This is a genomic window from Aequorivita sp. IT1183 (assembly GCF_058068265.1).
Genome location: NZ_JBYRHS010000005.1, coordinates 1 through 22,171, shown reverse-complemented (window position 1 = coordinate 22,171; position 22,171 = coordinate 1). Strand labels below are relative to the sequence as shown.

General features: G+C 37.5%; 15 protein-coding genes and 1 pseudogene. 9 read left to right on the top strand and 7 right to left on the bottom strand.

Annotated features, from left to right (window positions below):
• The first annotated feature begins 37 nt into the window (after positions 1-37).
• The 3 genes from gyrB to mdh all read left to right on the top strand — a co-directional run bounded on the left by gyrB (position 38) and on the right by mdh (position 4,133).
• Positions 38-1,978 carry a DNA topoisomerase (ATP-hydrolyzing) subunit B gene (gene gyrB, locus AC3RVF_RS10590; RefSeq protein ID WP_489691966.1) on the top strand — a complete coding sequence of 647 codons (1,941 nt, stop codon included), beginning with the start codon at positions 38-40 and terminating at the stop codon, positions 1,976-1,978.
• 81 nt (positions 1,979-2,059) lie between these two features.
• Positions 2,060-3,076 (top strand): DUF6588 family protein, encoded by a 1,017-nt coding sequence (locus AC3RVF_RS10585; protein WP_489691965.1) that lies wholly within the window; start codon positions 2,060-2,062, stop codon positions 3,074-3,076.
• A gap of 130 nt (positions 3,077-3,206) precedes the next feature.
• On the top strand, positions 3,207-4,133 hold the full coding sequence (mdh, locus tag AC3RVF_RS10580; protein WP_489691964.1) for a malate dehydrogenase: 927 nt from the start codon (positions 3,207-3,209) through the stop codon (positions 4,131-4,133).
• Between the two features lie 210 nt (positions 4,134-4,343).
• On the opposite strand, the gene AC3RVF_RS10575 is transcribed toward mdh, so the two are convergent.
• Complete coding sequence (locus AC3RVF_RS10575) at positions 4,344-6,896, bottom strand: adenosylcobalamin-dependent ribonucleoside-diphosphate reductase (RefSeq protein WP_489692239.1); 2,553 nt, start codon at positions 6,894-6,896, stop codon at positions 4,344-4,346.
• A 324-nt stretch (positions 6,897-7,220) separates the two neighbouring features.
• Between AC3RVF_RS10575 and AC3RVF_RS10570 the strand changes: the two genes are divergently transcribed.
• The 5 genes from AC3RVF_RS10570 (at position 7,221) to secDF (ending at position 14,597) form a co-directional block, all read left to right on the top strand.
• Complete coding sequence (locus AC3RVF_RS10570; RefSeq protein ID WP_489691963.1) at positions 7,221-7,562, top strand: hypothetical protein; 342 nt, start codon at positions 7,221-7,223, stop codon at positions 7,560-7,562.
• Between the two features lie 84 nt (positions 7,563-7,646).
• Positions 7,647-9,686, top strand: coding sequence for a TonB-dependent receptor plug domain-containing protein (locus AC3RVF_RS10565; RefSeq protein WP_489693344.1), 2,040 nt, complete (start codon positions 7,647-7,649; stop codon positions 9,684-9,686).
• A 22-nt stretch (positions 9,687-9,708) separates the two neighbouring features.
• The gene (locus AC3RVF_RS10560; protein ID WP_489693343.1) at positions 9,709-10,563 is read left to right on the top strand and encodes a hypothetical protein; all 855 of its coding nucleotides are present in this window, start codon (positions 9,709-9,711) and stop codon (positions 10,561-10,563) included.
• Between the two features lie 167 nt (positions 10,564-10,730).
• Complete coding sequence (locus tag AC3RVF_RS10555; RefSeq protein ID WP_489691960.1) at positions 10,731-11,345, top strand: hypothetical protein; 615 nt, start codon at positions 10,731-10,733, stop codon at positions 11,343-11,345.
• Between the two features lie 201 nt (positions 11,346-11,546).
• Positions 11,547-14,597, top strand: coding sequence for a protein translocase subunit SecDF (gene secDF / locus AC3RVF_RS10550; protein ID WP_489691959.1), 3,051 nt, complete (start codon positions 11,547-11,549; stop codon positions 14,595-14,597).
• 81 nt (positions 14,598-14,678) lie between these two features.
• Here the strand turns inward: secDF and AC3RVF_RS10545 are convergent, their stop codons facing one another.
• The 6 genes from AC3RVF_RS10545 to folE form a co-directional block, all read right to left on the bottom strand.
• Entirely contained in the window at positions 14,679-15,341 is a 663-nt protein-coding gene (locus AC3RVF_RS10545; RefSeq protein WP_489693342.1) for a hypothetical protein, read from the bottom strand.
• Positions 15,342-15,817: 476 nt separating this feature from the next.
• A complete protein-coding gene (locus tag AC3RVF_RS10540) occupies positions 15,818-16,315 on the bottom strand; it encodes a DUF192 domain-containing protein (protein WP_489691957.1) in 498 nt (165 codons plus the stop codon).
• Between the two features lie 76 nt (positions 16,316-16,391).
• Complete coding sequence (lgt, locus tag AC3RVF_RS10535) at positions 16,392-17,321, bottom strand: prolipoprotein diacylglyceryl transferase (RefSeq protein ID WP_489691956.1); 930 nt, start codon at positions 17,319-17,321, stop codon at positions 16,392-16,394.
• A 120-nt stretch (positions 17,322-17,441) separates the two neighbouring features.
• Positions 17,442-17,675, bottom strand: coding sequence for a membrane protein insertion efficiency factor YidD (gene yidD / locus AC3RVF_RS10530; protein WP_489691955.1), 234 nt, complete (start codon positions 17,673-17,675; stop codon positions 17,442-17,444).
• Positions 17,676-17,698: 23 nt separating this feature from the next.
• Complete coding sequence (gene cysS / locus AC3RVF_RS10525; protein ID WP_489691954.1) at positions 17,699-19,168, bottom strand: cysteine--tRNA ligase; 1,470 nt, start codon at positions 19,166-19,168, stop codon at positions 17,699-17,701.
• Between the two features lie 67 nt (positions 19,169-19,235).
• A complete protein-coding gene (folE, locus tag AC3RVF_RS10520; protein ID WP_489691953.1) occupies positions 19,236-19,913 on the bottom strand; it encodes a GTP cyclohydrolase I FolE in 678 nt (225 codons plus the stop codon).
• Between the two features lie 142 nt (positions 19,914-20,055).
• Between folE and AC3RVF_RS10515 the strand changes: the two are divergent.
• A pseudogene (locus tag AC3RVF_RS10515) lies at positions 20,056-22,171 on the top strand (hypothetical protein); the annotation flags it as partial.

Here is a 22,171-nt window from a genome sequence, read left to right as displayed (position 1 = left end):
CGTTACGAAAAAAACTGAAAATCATTCAAATTATTATATGAGCGAAGAACAGAAAAAAGGCAGTTACGGCGCCGACCAGATACAAGCGTTGGAAGGGATGGAGCACGTGCGCATGCGCCCATCAATGTACATTGGAGATGTAGGCCCACGTGGTTTGCACCATTTGGTTTATGAAGTGGTGGATAACTCCATCGATGAAGCAATGGGTGGATTTTGCGATACCATTGAAATGTGGATTAATGAAGATAATTCTATTACCGTAAAAGATAACGGTCGTGGAATTCCAGTAGACCTTCACAAAAAAGAAGGCGTTTCTGCACTGCAGGTTGTAATGACCAAAATTGGTGCAGGTGGAAAGTTCGATAAAGATTCTTATAAAGTTTCGGGTGGTTTGCACGGGGTTGGAGTTTCTGTAGTGAATGCTCTTTCTGAACATTTAACGGCTACTGTACATCGCGATGGTGTAATCTGGCAGCAGGAATACGAGCGTGGTAAAGCAATGTATCCGGTAAAATCTGTTGGTGAAACTGATTACCGTGGAACTGTTGTTACTTTCAAACCAGATCCAGATATTTTTCAACAAACGTTGGAATATAGTTATGATACGCTAGCAAGTAGAATGCGTGAGTTGTCTTATTTGAATAAGGGAATCACCATTTACTTTACAGATAAAAGACATAAAAATGACGAAGGGGAATTTGAAACTGAAAAATTCCACAGTGATGAAGGTTTAAAAGAATTTATCCGCTTTTTGGATGTAAATCGTGAGCCAATTATTGCTGAGGTAATTTCAATGGAAGGCGAAAAGAACGATATTCCAGTTGAGGTTGCAATGGTTTATAATACTTCGTTTAGTGAAAATCTTCACTCTTACGTTAACAATATTAATACGCACGAAGGTGGTACGCACCTTGCCGGTTTCCGATCTGGATTAACCCGTACGTTGAAGAAATATGCCGATGCTTCGGGTATGCTCGATAAATTGAAATTCGAGATTGCTGGAGATGATTTCCGTGAAGGATTAACGGCTATCATTTCGGTAAAAGTACAGGAGCCACAATTTGAGGGCCAAACAAAAACGAAATTGGGTAACCGCGAGGTTACTGCGGCAGTAAGCCAAGCAGTTTCAGAAATGCTTGAAAACTATTTGGAAGAACATCCAAATGATGCAAAAACAATAGTTCAAAAAGTAATACTTGCAGCACAAGCGCGCCATGCGGCACGTAAAGCTCGCGAAATGGTACAGCGTAAAACCGTGATGAGCGGTGGAGGCTTACCAGGAAAACTTTCTGATTGTTCTGAGCAGGATCCAGTAAAATGTGAAGTATTCCTAGTAGAGGGAGATTCGGCGGGTGGAACTGCAAAGCAAGGTCGTGACCGTAATTTTCAGGCTATATTACCGCTTCGTGGTAAAATTCTTAATGTGGAAAAAGCAATGCACCACAAAGTTTTTGAAAACGAAGAGATTAGAAATATCTACACTGCACTCGGTGTTACCATCGGTACAGAAGAAGATAGTAAGGCGCTAAACTTAGAAAAACTACGCTATCACAAAGTAGTTATTATGTGTGATGCGGATGTGGATGGTAGCCACATTGCAACTTTAATTTTGACATTCTTTTTCCGCTATATGCGCGAATTGGTTGAGGCTGGGTGTGTTTACATTGCCACGCCACCGCTATATTTAGTGAAAAAAGGAGCCAAGAAAGAATACGCTTGGAGTGATAAAGCCCGCGACAAATTAAACGAAGAATTTGGAGGCAGCGCTTCTATCCAACGTTATAAAGGTTTGGGTGAAATGAACGCAGAGCAACTTTGGGATACTACAATGAACCCAGAATTCCGTACGTTGCGCCAAGTAACCATAGATAACGGTACTGAAGCAGATAGAATATTCTCAATGCTTATGGGCGATGAAGTTCCGCCAAGACGTGAGTTTATTGAGAAAAACGCAATTTATGCGAATATTGACGTGTAAGCATTTCGTTAAACTTTTTACAAAGACCCTCACCTTTCGGTGGGGGTTTTTTAATTTCAATGTGTTTTAAACAAAAGCGTTATGAAAAACCTAATCTTACTTTTTGGATTATTATCAAGTATTTCGATGATTTCGCAAGAAAATCTTGAAGATCTTTTGGCAGCGGGTGTAGAAGATGCGCAAAGATTTGCTGGAAATTATATTACTCCTGGCGCCGAGGCAATGCTTTACAATACCTCGAACGGTTGGATGCAGTCTGCCGAGGTTAAGAAGCCACTTAAATTTGAAATTTCAATAGTGGGTAATGCAACCTTTATTAAAGATGAAAACAAAACTTTCACTTTAAACACTGCCGATTACAACAATTTAAAATTCAGAGATGGTAGCACTGTGAAGCAAGTGGCAACTGCTTTTGGCGAAAACAATCCAGATATAGTTGTCTATGCCGAAGTTCAAAATGGAGTGTTTACCGAGGATGTTGAATTTTTGTTACCTCAAGGCTTGGCTTCGGTAAATGTAAATGTTTTACCAACCGCCTTTTTACAAGGTCGGATTGGTGTTTTTAAAGCAACGGAATTAAAAGTTCGCTACTTTCCAAAAATTGATCGCGAAGATGTGAAAGTTGGAGTTTTTGGCTTAGGAGTACAACACGAAATTACCGAATGGCTTCCAGCAAATAAAATTTTCCCGGTTGCAATTTCAGGATTGATAGCTTATAATAATTTGAATGCGAATTACGATTTTACCAATGATGATATAATTGAAGGTGAAAATCAACAATTCGATTTGAAACAGAATTCGTGGCTATTTCAACTTCAGGCATCCACAAAACTGCCAATATTCAATGTTTATGGAGGTATAGGTTATCTTTCAGGAACTTCAGATTTTGATGTTTTAGGAACGTATCGGGTAAAAGCTGGGATTCCATTATTCGAAACTACCAGCGAATTTACAGATCCCTTTAGTGTAAAAAATAAAGTTTCGGGAATACGAGGTACGCTTGGAGCAAGCTTAAAATTAGGGTTTTTCGGACTTAACGTAGATTATAATATTGCTGAGTATAACAATGCTACCTTGGGAATGCACTTCGGAATTTAATAGGCTTGTTTCTCGACTTTTATATTAGATAATTGTATTTTTGTGAAACATTTCAACCTTACTAAATTTGAACCGAAAAATAGGTTCGTCTCTAATTAGAAAATAGTAATAATCAATAAAAAATAAATAAATGAAAGTAACAGTTGTAGGAGCAGGTGCTGTGGGCGCAAGTTGTGCAGAGTACATTGCCATCAAGAATTTTGCAAGCGAAGTAGTTTTGTTAGATATTAAAGAAGGTTTTGCTGAAGGAAAAGCAATGGACTTAATGCAGACGGCTTCTTTAAATGGTTTCGACACCAAAATTACGGGTGTAACAAATGATTACTCTAAAACTGCGGATAGCGATATTTGCGTAATTACAAGTGGAATTCCACGTAAGCCAGGAATGACTCGCGAAGAATTAATCGGTATCAACGCAGGAATTGTGAAGGATGTTTCTTCAAGCCTTGTTAAGCATTCTCCTAAAACTATTATAATCGTAGTGAGTAACCCGATGGATACTATGGCGTATTTGGTTCATAAAACATCAGGTTTAGACAAAAGTAAAATCATAGGAATGGGTGGTGCTTTAGATAGCGCACGTTTCAAGTATCGTTTGGCAGAAGCTTTAGGCGCGCCAATTAGCGATGTGGACGGAATGGTAATTGGCGGTCACAGTGACACTGGAATGGTGCCATTAACACGTTTAGCAACTAGAAATAGTGTTCCTGTAAGTAAGTTCATTTCAGAAGAAAGAATGGATCAAGTAATGGAAGACACCAAAGTTGGTGGTGCTACATTAACCAAATTGTTAGGAACTTCAGCTTGGTACGCACCGGGTGCTGCAGTTTCAGGTTTGGTTCAGGCAATTGCTTGCGACCAGAAGAAAATGTTTCCTTGTTCTGTAATGCTTGATGGTGAATACGGATTGAAAGATATTTGTATTGGTGCTCCAGTTATTTTGGGTCGCAACGGTATCGAAAAAATTGTAGAATTAGAGTTGAGCGATGATGAAAAAGCACACATGAAAGAAAGTGCTGAAGGTGTTCGTAAAACGAATGATTTGCTTGAATTATAGTTTAAGTGAAACTTTATAAAATTTAAAAAGCCGGCTTGTGCCGGCTTTTTTATTTGAGAGAAAATTTACTACTATTTCTATTATTTAGACCTGTCAGGTTTTCAAAACCTGACAGGTCTTTTTTATTGAAAAACCCTAAAGGTTTTTAAAACCTTTGGGGTTTTAGTCTTAAGTCTTACAGCTCAGCGGTCTTAAGTCCTACGTCTTTTTTTACCCACATTTTGAGGACCCACAATCTTTGCAAGTCAAACAACCTTCTTGGTAAATAAGCGAAGTACTATTACAGTTTTCACATTTCTGTTTGCGTGCTTCGGTACCATCTGCAACATAACGTTTTAATGCACGAGCAACACCGTTTTTCCAAGTATTAATGCTTTCGGTATCTAATTGAAGACTGTTGATTAATTCTACAGCTTTTTCAATTGGCATTCCGTGACGGAGTGTGCTTGAAATTAGTTTTGCATAATTCCAGAATTCTGGATTGAATTTATGCGAAAGCCCTTCAATAGTGGTTTTATAACCTCTTTTGTTTTTGTATTGAAAATCGTAACGTGACGTTCCGTCTTCATTTCGGTTTTTTATAATAGCACCGTCATTTACCCAACGCGGAATTAAAATACCATCTTCGTCATCTGCAAAACCAGTAAAGATTTCATAAGGTTTTTCGTCAATTAAGCCGATAAAAGCAATCCATTTGTCTTTGCTATTTTGAAAACGAACTACATCTGCATCTAAACTTTCGGGACGTTTGGTTGGGAAAGCGGTAAGTTTTTCGTTTACTTCTTCTTTCTTTTCTTCGTTAGAAATTAAAACTCCAGAACGAGAACCATCACGGTAAACGGTAACACCTTTACAGCCTGCTTGCCAAGCTTCCAAATACAATTTGCCTACTAATTCTTCGGTAGCATCATTTGGTAAATTGATGGTCACAGAAATTGAGTGATCCACCCATTTTTGTACAGCACCTTGCATACGCACTTTGCTCAACCAATCCACATCGTTAGAAGTAGCTTTGTAATAAGGCGATTTCTTAACTATTTTATTTAATTCTTCTTGGCTGTAATTTTTACTAGTGTCTATGCCTTTAACTTCCATCCATTGCTTAAAACGGTGGTGAAAAACTACATATTCTTCCCAGCTATCCCCCAATTCATCTACAAAGTCAATACGCACGTTTTTGTCGTTCGGGTTAACTTTTCTTCTTCGTTTGTAAACAGGCATAAATACTGGCTCAATTCCAGAACTGGTTTGAGTCATTAAACTAGTTGTTCCGGTGGGTGCAATAGTTAACAATGCAATATTACGACGGCCGTATTCTAACATATCGTAATACAACTTTTCATCGGCATCTTTAAGGCGAAGAATAAACGGGTTGTTTTTTTCTCTTTCAGAATCGAATATTTTGAAAGCACCTCTTTCTTTCGCAGCGTAAACGGAAGCGCGATACGTTTCCAAAGCCATTTTTTTATGGATTTCAACTGAAAAATCGTTACCTTCTTGAGTTCCGTATTTAATGCCTAAAGCAGCTAGCATGTCGCCTTCTGCAGTGATGCCAATACCGGTTCTTCTGCCTTCTTCTGCTTTATGTTTAATATTTAACCAAAGATTTTTTTCAACGGCTTTCACCTCTTCAGTTTGTGGATCTGCGTCAATTTTTTCGATTATGGCATCTACTTTTTCAAGTTCCAAATCGATTATATCGTCCATTATTTTTTGGGCGATACCAATGTGTTTTTTGAATAATTCAAAGTTGAATTCAGCCTTATCTGTAAAAGGATTTTCAACGTATGAAAACAAGTTCATGGCTAACAAACGACAGGAGTCGTAAGGGCATAATGGAATTTCGCCACATGGATTGGTAGAAACAGTTTTGTAACCCAAATCTGCATAGCAATCTGGCACTGATTCATTAATAATTGTATCCCAGAAAAGAATCCCTGGTTCGGCAGATTTCCACGCGTTGTGAACTATTTTTTTCCAAAGTTTACCAGCTTCAATTTCTTTAGTATTCTTTGGGTTTTCACTAAAGATTGGGTATTTCTGGGTGTAATTTTTTCCGTCTTTTACGGCTTGCATAAAAGCATTGTCCATACGCACAGAAACATTGGCGCCAGTAACTTTGCCTTGCTCCATTTTTGCGTCAATAAAATCTTCAGAATCTGGGTGGTTGATGGAAACTGAAAGCATTAATGCTCCGCGACGCCCGTCTTGAGCAACCTCGCGAGTGGAGTTTGAATAACGCTCCATAAAAGGAACGATCCCAGTTGAAGTAAGTGCAGAGTTTTTTACTGGAGAACCTTTTGGGCGAATATGTGAAAGGTCGTGCCCCACACCGCCGCGACGCTTCATTAATTGTACTTGCTCTTGGTCTATTTTCATAATTCCGCCGTAGGAATCTGAATCGCCGTTGTTACCAATTACGAAGCAATTTGAAAGCGAAGCAATCTGGTATGGATTCCCAATTCCTGCCATCGGGCTACCTTGTGGTACTATGTATTTAAAATCTTTTATTGCGTCAAAAACCTCCTTTTCCGTTAATGGATTTGCATAGCGTTGTTCCACGCGCGCAATTTCTTTTGCGATGCGGTGGTGCATGTCATTCGGTGTTTTTTCGTAAATATTCCCGTCAGAATCTTTGAGGGCATACTTGTTTACCCAAACTCGGGCGGCAAGATCATCGCCTTTAAAATATTCAACTGAAGCATCAAAAGCTTCATCTTGTGTGTAGGTTGTCGGAGTGGAGACGGCGTTTTTTATTTGCATATTCTGAAATGGGTTTTGACGGTTATTATAATCATATTTTAAAGTAGGTAAATATAATGAATTAGTATTCCTCATTTCAATATTAAAATTTAAAGTTGTCAAGAAAGCATTGTTAATAGCCTGTAAAACAAGTAAATAAATATTTATTAACACTAAAAAGTTGACAAATTTTGAAAATAATTGTAGGTTGTTAAATTATTTAATCAGGCAAGTTTTTTCGTTTAAATAATACTTAAATATGTGATAAAAATCATTTTTGAGGCCCAATATGCGTAGTATCTTTGACTTGTGAAAAACGTAATTCTCATATCCGCTTGCATAATTATGCTTACAAAACCAATGTGGCCTGTAGTGGAATATGTGTTGAATTATGATTACATAGTTAACGTGCTTTGCGAAAATAAAGACAAGCCGGAAATGCAGTGTAATGGAAAGTGCCATTTATCTAAAGAATTGGCCAAGGAAGCCGGTGCTGAAGATGATAATCCTTTCAGCGGAAAAGCTTCAAAAACTGAAATTCCGCAGTTTATTATTTCAGAAAATATAATAGAATATGTGTTTACATCGGAAAGCGAATTTGCTTCCGTTGAAAATACGGGCTATCAGCCAAATTTAAATTCTTCTCTTTTCATTTCAAAAATTCTTCATCCTCCACAGTTGGGATAATTTATTAGCAACGGTACTTTTTTGAAATTTCTTTAGAATATTTCAGAAATGCCACTCTTTTTAAATTATCAAAACTATTAGAAAATGAAAGCATTTATAAGTGTGTTTCCTTTAAAGGGAATGCTTATGGGTAGCCTTTGGTGTGCACTGTTTTGCGGCACTTTTACGTCGCAATTGATTGCTCAAGAAATACCAACGGATAGCCTAAAATTAATCCAGCTTAACGAAGTGATTGTAATTTCGGCTGGTAAACAATTAGATCATCAAAAACAGCGTAAACCTTTATCTACATTAGATGAGTTTTTAGAATCCTCACGCAGCATAAAAATGGTGAAACGCGGTGCTTACGCTTGGGAGCCCACAATGAACGATATGGCTTCAGAACGGCTCGCGATAACCATTGACGGTATGCAGATTTTTGGAGCGTGTACCGATAAAATGGACCCGATAACTTCGTATGTAGACGTGTCAAACCTTTCGGAAGCAGAAATAGGTTCTGGGCAGCAGGGCGCAGCTTTTGGAAATACTATTGGCGGCGGAATTAATTTGAAATTGGACAAAAGCAATTTTAAATCCACAGCCTGGACTGGCTCTTTAGAAAGCGGTTTTGAAAGCAATAATACGACGCGTGTTTTTGGTGGCGAACTGAATTATTCCGATGAAAAATTCTATTTAAATACCGATGCAATCTATCGTAAAGCTGATAATTACAAAGCTGGAGGCGATGAAGAAGTAAATTTTTCCCAATTCGAAAAATATAACTTCTCCGTCAATTCTGGTTATAAATTGGCTGCCGACAAATCTATTTCTGCTACCTTAATATATGACGAAGCGAACGACGTGGGCTACCCCGCTTTAACGATGGATGTTTCTTTAGCGCGGGCGGTGATTGGTTCGGTGAGTTTTAATCAGGATACGTTGTTTGGAAATTTCAGCAATTGGGAATCCAAATTGTACTACAATACCATAAAACACACGATGGACGATACCAAGCGTCCCGACGTACCAATACACATGGATATGCCGGGTTGGAGTGAAACCGCTGGATTTTATACGCAGGCTAATTTCAACAAAGAAAAGAATCATTTCTTTTTTAAGTTGGATGGTTTTTATAACAAGAGTTATGCAGAAATGACGATGTATCCAGCCAATAGCAATGAGCCGTTGATGTTTATGTTAACCTGGCCAGATGTGCGTACCAAAGATGTTGGTTTTTATGCCGAAGATCATATTGCGTTTAAAAAAGCTTCGCTTAAACTTTCCACACGTTTGGCATATCATTCAAATGCTGTAGCAGATGAGTTTGGGTTGAATAGCTTAAAGATTTTCTATCCAGAAATGGAAAAGACAAATACCCGGTTTTTAAAAAGCTTTTCGGCACAGTACCATAGAATGCTGAATGATTTTCACTTAAACGGTGGTCTGTCGTATGGCGAGCGAGCACCTTCGGTTTCGGAGGGGTATGGTTTTTATTTGTTCAACAGTTTTGATAATCACGATTACATTGGCGATCCTGACTTAAATACTGAAAGCTCTGCCGATGCAAACCTTTCGATCACTTATAAAAAACCAATTTTTGAAATTACTGCTGCGGCAAACTACTTCCACGTTTTTAACTATATAATAGGAGTGGTGGATAATTCGCTTAGCACGATGACTATTGGTGCAGATGGTGTTAAGTTTTACACCAATCTAGATTATGCACAACTTTTTAATGCTTCGCTTTCGGGACGTTACAATATTTCGAATGCTTTTAAATTATCTGGTAGTGTTTCGTATCACAGAGGGGTTGATAATGATGGCGAAAACTTACCATTAATTAGTCCGCTTTCATACAGAAGTGCAATCGATTTTTACAAAAATCAATATTCTGCATCGCTTTCAGCTGACGGGGCAGGGGAGCAAACAAATTACAATCCAGCTTACGGCGAAACGAAAACTGCGGCTTATGCCACGTTATCGGCGAGCTTTGGGAAACGTTTCTTTATAAATGATAATGATCTTTTTGTGAAAGCAGGAATTGAAAACATTCTCGACACTAACTATTCGTCCTATACCGACTGGAACAACATTCCACGGAAGGGCAGAAACTTTTACGCAACTATTTCTTATTCAATAAATTAATTATTCAAAATAAAAATTAAAGATGAAAACACTAAAATATATATTCGCAATTTTAATTTTTTCAGTTTCATTCGTAAGTTGTTCTGATGATGAAAATGATACTCCTGAAGAAGTTAACCCCGTTGAAGGTTTAACCATGATTTATGAAATTCCTGCGACCGATCATACTGTGCAGATTTATTCAGCAAAACAAAATCTTGAAGTTGGTTACAATGAAATTTCCATTAGAATTAAAGACAAAGCCAGTGATAAATTTCTTACCAACGCTGCGCCTACTTGGATGCCGATGATGCATATGGAAACTGTGGAGCATAGTGCGCCACATAGCATGTTGAGCAATACCGAAGAAAGTACTGTTTATAAAGGGTATATTGTTTTTCAGATGGCTGGCAACGACACAGAATATTGGAACGTAACGCTGAATTATTCAATGAACGGACAAGAAATGGAGGAAGCGCTGAGAGTTTCAGTAACCGAGCCAGCAAATGGATTGAAAAAAACACAAGTTTTTGTGGGTAGTGATGATGTGCGCTACATTTTGGCATACGTGAACCCTCAAGAACCGAAGGTTGCAATAAACGATATTCAAGCTGTATTATACAAAATGGAAACGATGATGAATTTCCCAATGGTTGAAAATTATAAAATAACCGTCGATCCAAGAATGACTGGAATGGGTAACCACAGTTCGCCCAATAATGTTGATATGACTTACAATGCTGCAACTAAAACGTACGACGGTAAGTTGTCGTTAACAATGACTGGCTACTGGAAAGTAAATCTAAAACTGATGAATGAAAGTGATGAGGTTTTGAAAGGCGAAGACGTTACAGAAGCCATCCCCGAAAGCAGTCTTTATTTTGAATTAGAGTTTTAAGAGGACATAAGACGAAAGGACGTATGACAAAAGACAAAAAAGCCAAAAAATTTGAAGCAATTATTTTCAAAATGCTTCAAATTTAGTCCTAAGTCTTATGTCCTACTGTCCTACGTCATTTTCTCAATCCTGCATCATTTCTAAAGTTATTTTTTTATATTTGGCGCGTGAACTGGAGATGGTATATTCCTGTATTAATTATTGCCCTTGCTTCTTTTGGAGTAAGTCTGGAGCAATCTACGCTGCCTAATCAGGAAATTGTTGTTCAGTTTAATACTGAAAATGTAAGCGCTTCTGAAGCGAAACAAGCCATTGCCAACGTTACTTCTCAGTTAGAATCTATTGGGATTGCAAATTTTGTAGTTTCCGAAATAGCTAACGGCAAGCTAAAAATTACTTATTATAGCGTAACAGATGTTGCCACAATAAAAGGTTTGTTTAATACGCCTAACAAACTTCAACTCGCCGAAACTGGTTTTAATGAAAAGAATTTTCCTTCTAGCATTCCTTTCAGTGAAAACACGCATATTTATAAATTAGATGTAATCAAAATCCAACAGGATTACGGTTCTAGCATCGGTTTGCAAGGTTTGCCGGTAGTTGTAAAATCTGCCAAGGACCAATATTTAAAACCCTTTTTATCAGTTGGCGACACAGAAACCAAATTTGATATAAAACAAGGTATTGAAATAGTTGCGTTTAAAAACTACCGCAATATTTCACTTTTAATAGATGTTACTTCATATAAAATTCCAGAGGTACGGGCTGGCCCATTATCTTAAAGGAAATCTTCACGTTTTTAATGATGGAAGAAACTACTTCACTTTAGAAAAATAGCTTTGGTTTATCACATTTCCGAAGCAAACAAAATTTATTTTTTAATAACCACGATAATTGTTAGATAACAAGGCAAATGATATATTTGCGCTCCTATTTCGAGGCTTCGGAATTGGGATAAAAAAATCTGACCTAATAATTTAAACATGCAAAATAAAGGACTAGTTACCGTATTTGCCATCCTTTTTGGATTGGTATGTATTTACCAGCTTTCTTTTACGTTCATTGCGAACAAGGTAGAAGATAGCGCCAAGGAATTTGCGAATAGCAAATTTTCTGAAAATGAACCACACGAGCGGGACGCAGCGGAAAATCGCTACCTTGACTCTGTAGCAAATAATCCTGTATTTTTAGGAATTGACTACAATACCGCAAAGGATAAAGAGTTGAATAAAGGTCTTGACCTTAAAGGAGGTATTAATGTAATTCTTGAAGTATCTGTAAAAGATATTTTGAAAGGTCTTGCAAATAATACCAAAGACCCTGCATTCAACCAAGCTTTGGAGAATGCAAAAGATCTTCAGAAAGATAGCCAAGATACTTATTTAGAGTCTTTCTTTAAAGCGTTTGAAGCCCTTCCGGGTGAAAATGATCTTGCCTCGCCAGACATTTTCTTCAATAAGAACTTGGAAGATGTAATTAAAGTTGGAATGACCAACTCACAAGTAAAACCAGTTATTGAGAAGAAAATAGACGAATCTATTACTTCTGCTTTTGAAGTATTAAGAAAGCGTATCGATAAATTTGGTGTAACTCAACCTAACATTCAGCGTTTGGGTAAATCTGCAAGAATACTTGTAGAGCTTCCGGGTGCAAAAGATGTAGACAGGGTAAGAAAATTACTTCAAAGTACTGCCCAACTAGAATTCTGGGATGTATATAAATTTGATGAAGTAGCAAGTTTCCTTCAAGCTGCCGATACTAAAGCAGGTGAAATTGCAATGGCAAACACAGCTGTTACAACAACAGAGGCGACAGAAACTACGGAAACTACTGAAAAAGTAATCGATTCTTCAAAAACAGAAGATGATGACGTTAGTAAACTTTTAGGTGGTCAGGATGTAAGTGACACACTTGTGGACGATAACAAAGCGAACCCAATACTTTCAAAAATGGTTTCTTTGGGTAATCAAGGAGGTCCAGTAATTGCTACTTTTAAACTAAAAGATACTGCAGCTATTAACGGTTATTTGCGCAACTCTCAAATAAAATCGTTGTTGCCAAACGAACTGCGTTACGCAAAATTTGTATGGGGCTTGCCAGTAGCAGACGCACAATTAAATGGTGAAGAAGTAACTGCGCTATACGCCCTAAAGGGTAACAGAGGTAATGTTCCGCCACTTGGAGGAAGTGTAGTTGTAGATGCAAGACAAGAATTTGACAACTTAAGTCGAATCGTAGTTTCTATGCAAATGAATGGCCAAGGAGCTAAAGTTTGGGAGCAACTAACAGGTGCTGCTTACGAAAACCAAAGCCAGATTGCTATTGTTTTAGATAATATAGTATACTCTGCGCCGGGCGTAACTTCTGGACCTATTTCTGGTGGACGTAGCCAAATTTCAGGAGACTTCACTGTAAACCAAGGTCAGGATTTAGCAAACGTACTTCGTGCTGGTAAACTTCCAGCTTCTGCTGAAATTATTCAAGGAGAGGTTGTTGGTCCAACATTGGGTCAAGAGGCTATTAGTAGTGGTGTGCTTTCTTTTGGAGTAGCACTTATAATCGTTCTTTTATGGATGATTGGTTACTACGGAAAAGCGGGAGCTTTTGCTGATGTTGCCCTATTGGTGAACATTTTGTTCATCTTCGGAATTCTTGCTGGTCTAGGAGCTGTACTAACATTACCTGGTATTGCCGGTATTGTATTAACGGTTGGTATGTCTGTAGATGCAAACGTGCTAATCTTTGAAAGGATTAAGGAAGAGCTCGCCAAAGGCAAGGCGCAGAAGGATGCCGTCAAAGATGGTTTCAATAACGCGTTATCTTCTATTCTAGATGCAAACATTACAACAGGTCTTACTGGTTTAATTCTTTTGGTATTCGGTACTGGACCGATTCAAGGTTTTGCAACAACTTTATTAATAGGTATTGCAACTTCATTGTTTACAGCAATTTTCATAACAAGATTGTTTATTGACAGATATACTCAAAACGGTAAGTCATTACCTTGTTCAACGTCAATTACTAAGAACTTGTTCACTAACGTGCACGTTTCGTTCTTGAAAAAGCGTAAAACAGCGTATATATTTTCAGCAGTTATGATTGTAATAAGTCTTGGTTCATTGTTTACCAATGGTCTTAACCAAGGTGTTGATTTTGTTGGTGGACGTACTTATACTGTACGTTTTGCGAAAGATGTTAATTCAATTGAAATTCAAGATGATTTAATTGAAGCTTTCGGAAGTGCAGAAGCTAAAACCTACGGTGGTGATAACCAATTGAAGATTACCACAAAATATAAAGTAGATGAAACAGGAACGGACGTTGATGAAGAAATAGAGCATATGCTCTTCGAAACCGTGAAAAAGCATTTTCCAGCAGGTATAACTTACGATGATTTTGTAGGTGATGGCGAAGGAAAAACGATCGGTAGAATGGAGTATTACAAAGTAAGTCCTACTATTGCAGATGATATAAAAACAGATTCATTCTGGGCTGTATTTGGGTCGCTAATAGTTGTTTTCCTTTACATTTTATTACGATTCAGAAGATGGCAGTTTAGTTTGGGAGCAGTTGCGGCTGTATTCCACGATGTGCTTTTAGTATTAGGTGTATTCTCACTAACATACAGGTTTATGCCATTTAGTATGGAGATTGACCAAGCATTTATTGCGGCTATACTTACTGTAATTGGATACTCACTGAATGATACGGTAATTGTATTTGACCGTATTCGTGAATACTTCGGTGAACACCCAGGCTGGAAGATGAATAGAATTATCGATTTAGCTTTAAGTAGTACACTTAGTAGAACGTTGAACACCTCTTTCACCACACTTATCGTGTTGTTGAGTATGTTCTTCTTTGGTGCAGAATCTATCCGCGGGCTACTGTTTGCAATTATTGTAGGTATTGTAGTAGGTACTTATTCATCGTTGTTTATCGCAACGCCTATTATGTACGATACAGTGAAGCGCAAAAAAGTTGAAGATTTAATAGACAAAAAAGAAGAAGAGGAAGCTGCCTTAGAGGCATAGTACTCGAAACTCTTTTGAAGTAAATATAAAAGACCTTTCCAGTTTGGAAAGGTCTTTTTTTATGGAATAAAAATGATATTCTTATTTCCACATTTTTCCGATTGTATAGGTAATGTTTATATAAGGTATTTTTAAACTTTCAGTTTCGTCAAAATAGTTGGAAGTGCTTGAAGAATATAAACCTACTAACAACTCTACTTTTTGCTTTTTATAGCCAATTGCGATATTAGTCGCAAAAAACTCTAATGTTTCATTGCTAAATGAACTACCTAAAATATTACCTTGATTATCATAAAAAGTAGTCTTATTCATATATTCCGTACCACCGTTTAGCAAAGACGGTCCCACACGGGCAAAAAGCTCTGAATTTTTGAACACTTTAACGTGGTAATCTAAATATAAATGACCTCCCACAATTAACGTTTTATCTGTTTTTTGAAAACCATTTTCTTGGTCTATTTCATTTACATTTCTGATTAGCACATCGTACCTAAAAGAATTATTAAATCCAATACTTAGGTTTTTGGTTATGAAATAATCAAACCCATAGTGAAATGCTACGCCTGAATTTTGGACATCTATATCGGCAGGTATTCGTTGATCTATTTTACCAAAATCATAGGGTAAGGGCGTAATACGATATTCAGACCCAATCTTAAAAAAGAGTTTGCCCTTTCTTTCTTCTATTTGAGAATAAGAATAGGTTGTGGTTGTTAAAATAATAAGTAGGAATAATTTTTTCATATATTTTATTTAGGGCCATTGAACTTTTGAACAATGGCCATTTTAATTAATTAGCTTAAGGCTACTGTAGTGGAATTAATTGAATCCAACCTTTATAAAAGATTAAAACGACGAGGACTCAATACCTAGTAAAATGTTCCTCTTTTTAAAGCTCATCTATTTACATCATAGTTTTCTTATCTTTTAGAGTTATTAAGAAAAATTATATAAAATGGTTACCTATTAATTGGGGTATAAACAAGTGTATATATGCAGATCTTAAAGTTAAACCGCATCTACGCTACACGTTTGTGTAGTTTTATTGCCAATATAAATCAAAGTAAAATTTCCCAATTACGGCTTTCCGTAAACGAGTAAATTAAAAGGGGAGAAGACCAAATATAGTTTTAACTTTTAAATAACGAGAAAAAAATTAAAATAAAAACCCCGGCCAATGGACCAGGGTTTATTTATTAAATAACTGATATTTTTTAGGTTTATTTACTGTTGATAAATTCTATTCTATCGCCCTTTTTAAGCTTCCAGGAATCAGAAAGCCCCGCATTTACTTCTAGTACATATTGTGAAGCACCTTCGGAAGGAAGCGAAGTCTGATCGAATGGTTTAGCGTTTTTTTGGATGCTTACTATTTTCTTTTCAGAATCTAAATAGATAATATCCAGTGGAATTTTAGTGTTCTTCATATAAAAAGAACGGGGTTGCATAACTTTAAATACGAAAAGCATTCCCTGGTTTTCAGCCATTGAGTGGCGGTACATTAGCCCTGTTTCAGTTTGGTATTCATCATCGGCTATTTCAATATCCAGCGAAGCTATAATGGAATCGTTTTCAGCTTTTAAAAGTTGAAGTTCACCTTCTTTGGTAAACGTAATTTCTTGCGTTAAGCTTTGTGTTTCTGAATTACCAGCGTCTTTGCAATTATAAAATGTAAGTATAGATCCAACAATTGCTGCTGAAATAAGTATTTTTTTCATTTGAAGAAATTATTAAAAACCACGAATACACGAATAATAATTTAAAAAATATTCGTGTATTCGTGGTTACTTTATTTTATTCAACCATAGGTTTTTTTGAAGCATTCCACATAATGTAGATTCCCGCGAGTACGAAAGGAACACTTAACCATTGTCCGGTGGATAGCAGACCGAGTGCAGATTCAAACCCGCCTTGACTTTCTTTTACATATTCCACGATAAATCGAACCATAAAAAGAAGGATCAAAAACACGCCAAATATGTAGCCTATTTGCTTTCTGCGTTCCGTTTTCCAATACAAATACCAGCATACTAAAAACACAATTACATACCCAGCCGCTTCATAAAGCTGCGCTGGATGGCGAAAGGGAACACTATTAAGTAAATCTGCAAACTGTGGGTTATGTACAATTGCATCATAAGCCTTGCTCGGGTCTTGAATACCGGTTGCTTGCACAGCTTCTCGCTTTAAAATGCCCTCGTGTACAAAACGCACGCCCAGTGGAGAGTCGCCAGATGGCTTACCAATGATTTCAGAATTTAAAAAATTTCCAATTCGAACGAAAATCCCACCTGCTGCCACTGCAATTACAATGCGATCCATAATCCATAAAAATGGTTTTTTAATTACGTTTTTAGTGTAATAATACATTGCTATTAAAATACCGATTGCCGCTCCGTGACTTGCCAATCCTTGAAAACCTGTGAATTCAAACTCTGGTACTGTGCTTATGGGCAAGAAAACCGAAAGCGGATCTTGCACAAAAAGTTCAGATTGATAAAAGATAACGTGCCCCAAACGAGCGCCAATTAAGGTAGCAACAACCATGTAAATAAAAAGACTGTCAAGCTTTTCTTGCGGCATGCCCTCTCGATCAAAAATCTTTTTAGTGAGCACCCAGCCCAAACTAAACGCCACCACAAACATTAAGCTGTAGAAGCGAATCATGAAAAAGCCAAGATCAATCCCTTCAGAAGGGTTCCAGGTAAAACTTAAATAGTGCATAGTGGAGATTTTAAAACGCTGCGTAAAGATAACAAAAGCGAAAAAGTAATAAAGGGAAATTGTTTTATTGTGAAATGTTTAATCTTCTAAACAAATAGGTTGCCAATTATAGGTTCAAATTCACTCCTTTTTTGGTGGCACGGGATCGTAGCCTTGGCCACCCCAAGGGTTACAGCTCCCAATTCGTTTTAAAGCCAGCCAACCGCCTTTTAGCAAGCCGTGTGTTTTTAACGCATCAACTGCGTAATGCGAACAAGTAGGCGAATAACGACACGTATTTGGCGTGAAGGGAGAAATAAAATTTTGATATCCTCTAATTAAAAGTATGAATGGATATGTTAGAATTTTTTTCATAAACTATTCCCGACACCATATTTTTAGTTCAACGAAAAAGAAGTTCCATCTTTTCCATCATTTAACTGAATTCCTTTTGAAGCAAGTTCGTCGCGAATTTTATCGCTCATTGCAAAATCTTTATTGGCACGTGCCTGATTTCTTAATTGAATAAGAATTTCTACCGCAGCCGAAAGTTTTTCGCCATCCTTTGAATTTTCTGAAACAGTATCTTGAAGTCCTAAAACATCAAAAAGAAAACTGTCTGTAGTTTGTTTCAATATTTCTAAATCATTTATAGAAATAGTTTCTTTTCCGTCTTTTATGGCGTTAGCAAACTTCACTATTTCAAAAAGATGGGCGATTAAAATAGGACTATTAAAGTCGTCATTCATTGCGTCGTAACAAGCTTTTCGCCAGCTTTCAACGTCAATGCTACTTTTTGCTGAAGTGTTCAAGTCTGGAAGCATTCGGTAGGCGTCCATCAATCTATTAAATCCTTTTTCTGAAGCTTCCAAAGCATCACTACTGAAATCTAAAATGCTTCGGTAATGCGCTTGATACATAAAGAATTTGGTAACGGTAGGCGAGAAGGGTTTGCTCAAAACATCGTTTTCTCCCGTAAACATATCATTCGGTAAAATGTAGTTTCCGGTAGATTTCGACATTTTTTTGCCGTTAAGCGTAAGCATATTGGCATGCATCCAATAATTTACGGGTGAAGTATGGTTACAGGCTTCTGCTTGTGCAATCTCGCATTCGTGGTGTGGAAATTTCAGATCCATTCCGCCGCCGTGAATATCAAATTGATTACCTAAATATTTCGTACTCATTGCAGTACATTCCAAATGCCAGCCTGGAAAACCGTCGCTCCAAGGCGATGGCCAACGCATAATATGTTGAGGTTCGGCTTTTTTCCAAAGTGCAAAATCTTGTGGGTTTTTCTTGTCGGTTTGAGCGGCAAGTTCGCGAGTGTTGGCAACCATATCTTCAATTTGCCTTCCGCTTAACTTTCCGTAATTGTTGGTTTCGTTGAATTTTAAAACGTCAAAGTAGACAGAGCCGTTTTTTTCGTACGCAAAACCTTGCTCAATTATTTTTTCGACAATATGAATTTGTTCGTAGATGTGTCCGGTTGCTGTAGGTTCAATACTCGGTGGCAACGCCTTGAATTTAGCCATAACGGTATGAAAATCTACCGTATATTTTTGAACAACTTCCATTGGTTCCAATTGCTCAATTCTTGCTTTTTTTAGAATTGGGTCGTCGCCACTTTCGCCGTCGTTTTCCAAGTGTCCAGCATCGGTAATATTGCGAACATAACGCACTTTATAGCCTAAATGCTTCAAATAGCGAAAAATCAAATCGAAAGAAAGAAAGGTGCGGCAGTTTCCTAAATGTACATTGCTGTAAACGGTAGGGCCACAAACATACATTCCTATTGCACCTTCGTGAATTGGGGTGAATTTTTCTTTACTTTTTGAAAGCGAATTGTAAATATATAGGTCCTGCATGGGTTATGACGGAAGACGGAAGACAATTGCCTATCCTGTTTTAATTAATTTTTTATTTAGGCAATTCTTAAAACTCAGTTTCAAGTTTTATATAATCTAAAAATTCCCTACGCACATCAGAATTTTTGAAAGCACCTCCAAATTCGCTAGTTACCGTACTGCTATCAATATCGCGTATTCCGCGAGAATTTACGCAAAGGTGTTTCGCATCAATTACACAAGCTACATCATCTGTGTTTAAAACTTTTTGCAGTTCTTTTACAATTTGCATCGTTAAGCGTTCCTGAACTTGTGGCCTTTTAGCGTAATAATCTACAATTCTATTCATTTTTGAAAGCCCTACAACATTTCCGTTAGAAATGTATGCAATATGTGCTTTTCCAACAATAGGAAGTAAGTGATGCTCACAAGTTGAATAAAGTGTAATATTCTTTTCGACCAGCATTTCCTGGTACTTATATTTATTTTCAAAAGTAGAAGCCTTCGGTTTTCTGTCTGGGTGGAGTCCTCCGAAAATTTCTTGTACAAACATTTTTGCCACTCGGGTAGGAGTACCTTTTAAACTATCGTCTGTAAGATCGAGGCCTAAAGTTTGTAAAATATTTTGGACATCCTTTTTAATACTAGCAATTTTTTCGATGTCACTAAGCTCAAAAGCATCAGGTCTCATAGGGGTTTCGGTTGAACCTGCTATGTGATCGTCGCCCATTGCTTCAATCTCTTTAATTTGTTTTTCTAAATCCATTTATTAAAAAATATGTAATAAGCGTGCAAAGATACGCAATAGCATTGTGGTACTAAAAAGGGAATCTTCTTATTTTAAGAAATTGAGCAAGGCAGTTTCATAAAATTTTCTTAATTTTCGCCGCAATTACGTTACGACAACTATGAACTATAACTACGCCCCGAAAAATTTCTTTTTAACTCTCTTATTATCAGTAATTTCCTTTGCTGCTTTTGCACAAGGTGGAACCTGTGAGAGCATAGAGCCTTTCTGTGCTGGTGATCAGGCATTGATATTTGCAAATTGCAATGATGTTGACCCAGCTTGTACTCCAAGTGCAGAACCTGGTCCAGATTATGGTTGTTTAATAACACAACCTTATCCTGCTTGGTTCTATTTGCAAATTGATCAAGCTGGAAGACTAGACTTTGAGATAGTCCAAAATACGTCCTTTGATGTAAATGGTAATCCAAATGGGACCGGTCTTGATGTTGATTTTATTTGCTGGGGCCCATTCGCCGTAGGAGATGATTTGTGTGATTATACACAATTACAAAGTTTCAATGAAATAGCTTGTAGTTATTCTATTCAACCTATTGAAAATTTTTCGATATTAAATGGTCAGCCAGGTGAAATATATATATTAGTAATTACTAATTATGCGCAAGATGCAGGATTTATTAAATTAGAACAGACTAATGCCGGGGGACCCGGATCTGGATCTACCGATTGCACGATTTTAACTACACAAACTGGTTGTGAAGGTGAGCAGTTTGTTTTGGATGCAACTACCTTGGGGGCCACTAATTATTTGTGGGAATACGATGATGGAACTGGATTTGTAACAATTTTTAACGGTAATTTTCCTTCAATTACAGTTACAGATGCTGGAAATTATAAAGTTACTTTAACCTTTAATGTTGGAACACCTCAAATTCGAGAATATGAAATAATAACTTACCCTCAGCCTATAATTGCAAGTCCGCCGCTAGACTTAACAATTTGTGATGATGGTTCAACACCAGGTATTTTTGATTTAACTGAAAATGATGATGATGTACTGGGAAGTCAAGATCCAGGCTTTAATATTACCTATCATCATAGCGAATTAGAAGCTAGAGATGGAACCAATCCTATCATTCCTGCAAATGCATATCCACTAGTTGGTGCTTCTGAAATTATTTGGGTTAGGATTGAAGATCAAAGCGCATCGTGTTTTGCTGTTGATTCTTTCGAAATATTTTATTCCTCGGCCACTGCAACTGCACCACCAAGTCCGCACAGAGTATGCGATGTAGGAAGTAACGGAACTGAATCTATAAATCTTAACACCATTTTTGATGCTATTATTTTAGGAACTCAAGATCCAACAGAATTTACCGTAACCTACCACAATAATCCTGTTGATGCTATTGCTGGTATTAATGCATTGCCGCAGCCATATGTGTTAACTGGATCAGTTTTTATTTTTGCACGAGTAGAAAATAACACCACTCCCGGTTGTTTTGAGACGACACAATTTAATTTAATTTTAACCCCCCAACCCGTTGCCAACACTCCGGTTAATTTATACCAGTGTGATGATGGCACAACTGCGGGAGTTTTTAATTTAACAGATAACGACGCAAATATTTTGGGTGCTCAGGACCCTGCGCAGTTTACTATAAAATATTACCAAAGCTTCCAAGACAGTTTTGATGACACCAACGAGATTTTGGGCGGTGTGCACATTTTTGTACCACCTTCCCCCCAGACTATTTATGCGCGTATTGAAGACAATAGTGGTACTTGTTTTGCTTTAACAGACTTCAAGATTTATTTCAGCCGTGCGATAATCGGCCTTTTACCCGCCACCGCAAGCTATTGCGATGCTGATGGTGATGGCGGCGAGTTTGTGAATCTTTCTGGTGATTTTAACTCTTATGTTTTAGGCGGACAGCCATCTTCTACATACACTATTACCTATCACGCTACTCAGGCTGATGCAGATAACGATGTCAACCCATTACCGACCCCTTATTTTGTTAACGCTCCGGGCGAGACGGTGTTCATCCGTTTAGAGAATCGTAACGACCCTAGTTGTTTTGATAGCAGCGGTAGTATCGATTTAATTATAGACTACCCACCAACAGTTAACACGGCTCCCGGAAACCTTATCGAGTGCGATGTAAACAACGACGGCTTTGCTGCTTTTGACCTTACCCAGCAGGATTTGGTGATTACTATGGGCGATCCTACCTTAACGGTTACTTACCACGGAACGATGCTAGATGCAGAAA

Coding starts and splice junctions, on each gene's coding strand:
- AC3RVF_RS10585 (WP_489691965.1), top strand. CDS start 2,060: ATGAAAAACCTAATCTTACTTTTTGGATTATTATCAAGTATTTCGATG.
- AC3RVF_RS10560 (WP_489693343.1), top strand. CDS start 9,709: ATGAAAACACTAAAATATATATTCGCAATTTTAATTTTTTCAGTTTCA.
- AC3RVF_RS10575 (WP_489692239.1), bottom strand. CDS start 6,896: ATGCAAATAAAAAACGCCGTCTCCACTCCGACAACCTACACACAAGAT.
- secDF (WP_489691959.1), top strand. CDS start 11,547: ATGCAAAATAAAGGACTAGTTACCGTATTTGCCATCCTTTTTGGATTG.
- lgt (WP_489691956.1), bottom strand. CDS start 17,321: ATGCACTATTTAAGTTTTACCTGGAACCCTTCTGAAGGGATTGATCTT.
- AC3RVF_RS10545 (WP_489693342.1), bottom strand. CDS start 15,341: ATGAAAAAATTATTCCTACTTATTATTTTAACAACCACAACCTATTCT.
- gyrB (WP_489691966.1), top strand. CDS start 38: ATGAGCGAAGAACAGAAAAAAGGCAGTTACGGCGCCGACCAGATACAA.
- mdh (WP_489691964.1), top strand. CDS start 3,207: ATGAAAGTAACAGTTGTAGGAGCAGGTGCTGTGGGCGCAAGTTGTGCA.
- yidD (WP_489691955.1), bottom strand. CDS start 17,675: ATGAAAAAAATTCTAACATATCCATTCATACTTTTAATTAGAGGATAT.
- AC3RVF_RS10570 (WP_489691963.1), top strand. CDS start 7,221: ATGCTTACAAAACCAATGTGGCCTGTAGTGGAATATGTGTTGAATTAT.
- AC3RVF_RS10565 (WP_489693344.1), top strand. CDS start 7,647: ATGAAAGCATTTATAAGTGTGTTTCCTTTAAAGGGAATGCTTATGGGT.
- folE (WP_489691953.1), bottom strand. CDS start 19,913: ATGGATTTAGAAAAACAAATTAAAGAGATTGAAGCAATGGGCGACGAT.
- cysS (WP_489691954.1), bottom strand. CDS start 19,168: ATGCAGGACCTATATATTTACAATTCGCTTTCAAAAAGTAAAGAAAAA.
- AC3RVF_RS10540 (WP_489691957.1), bottom strand. CDS start 16,315: ATGAAAAAAATACTTATTTCAGCAGCAATTGTTGGATCTATACTTACA.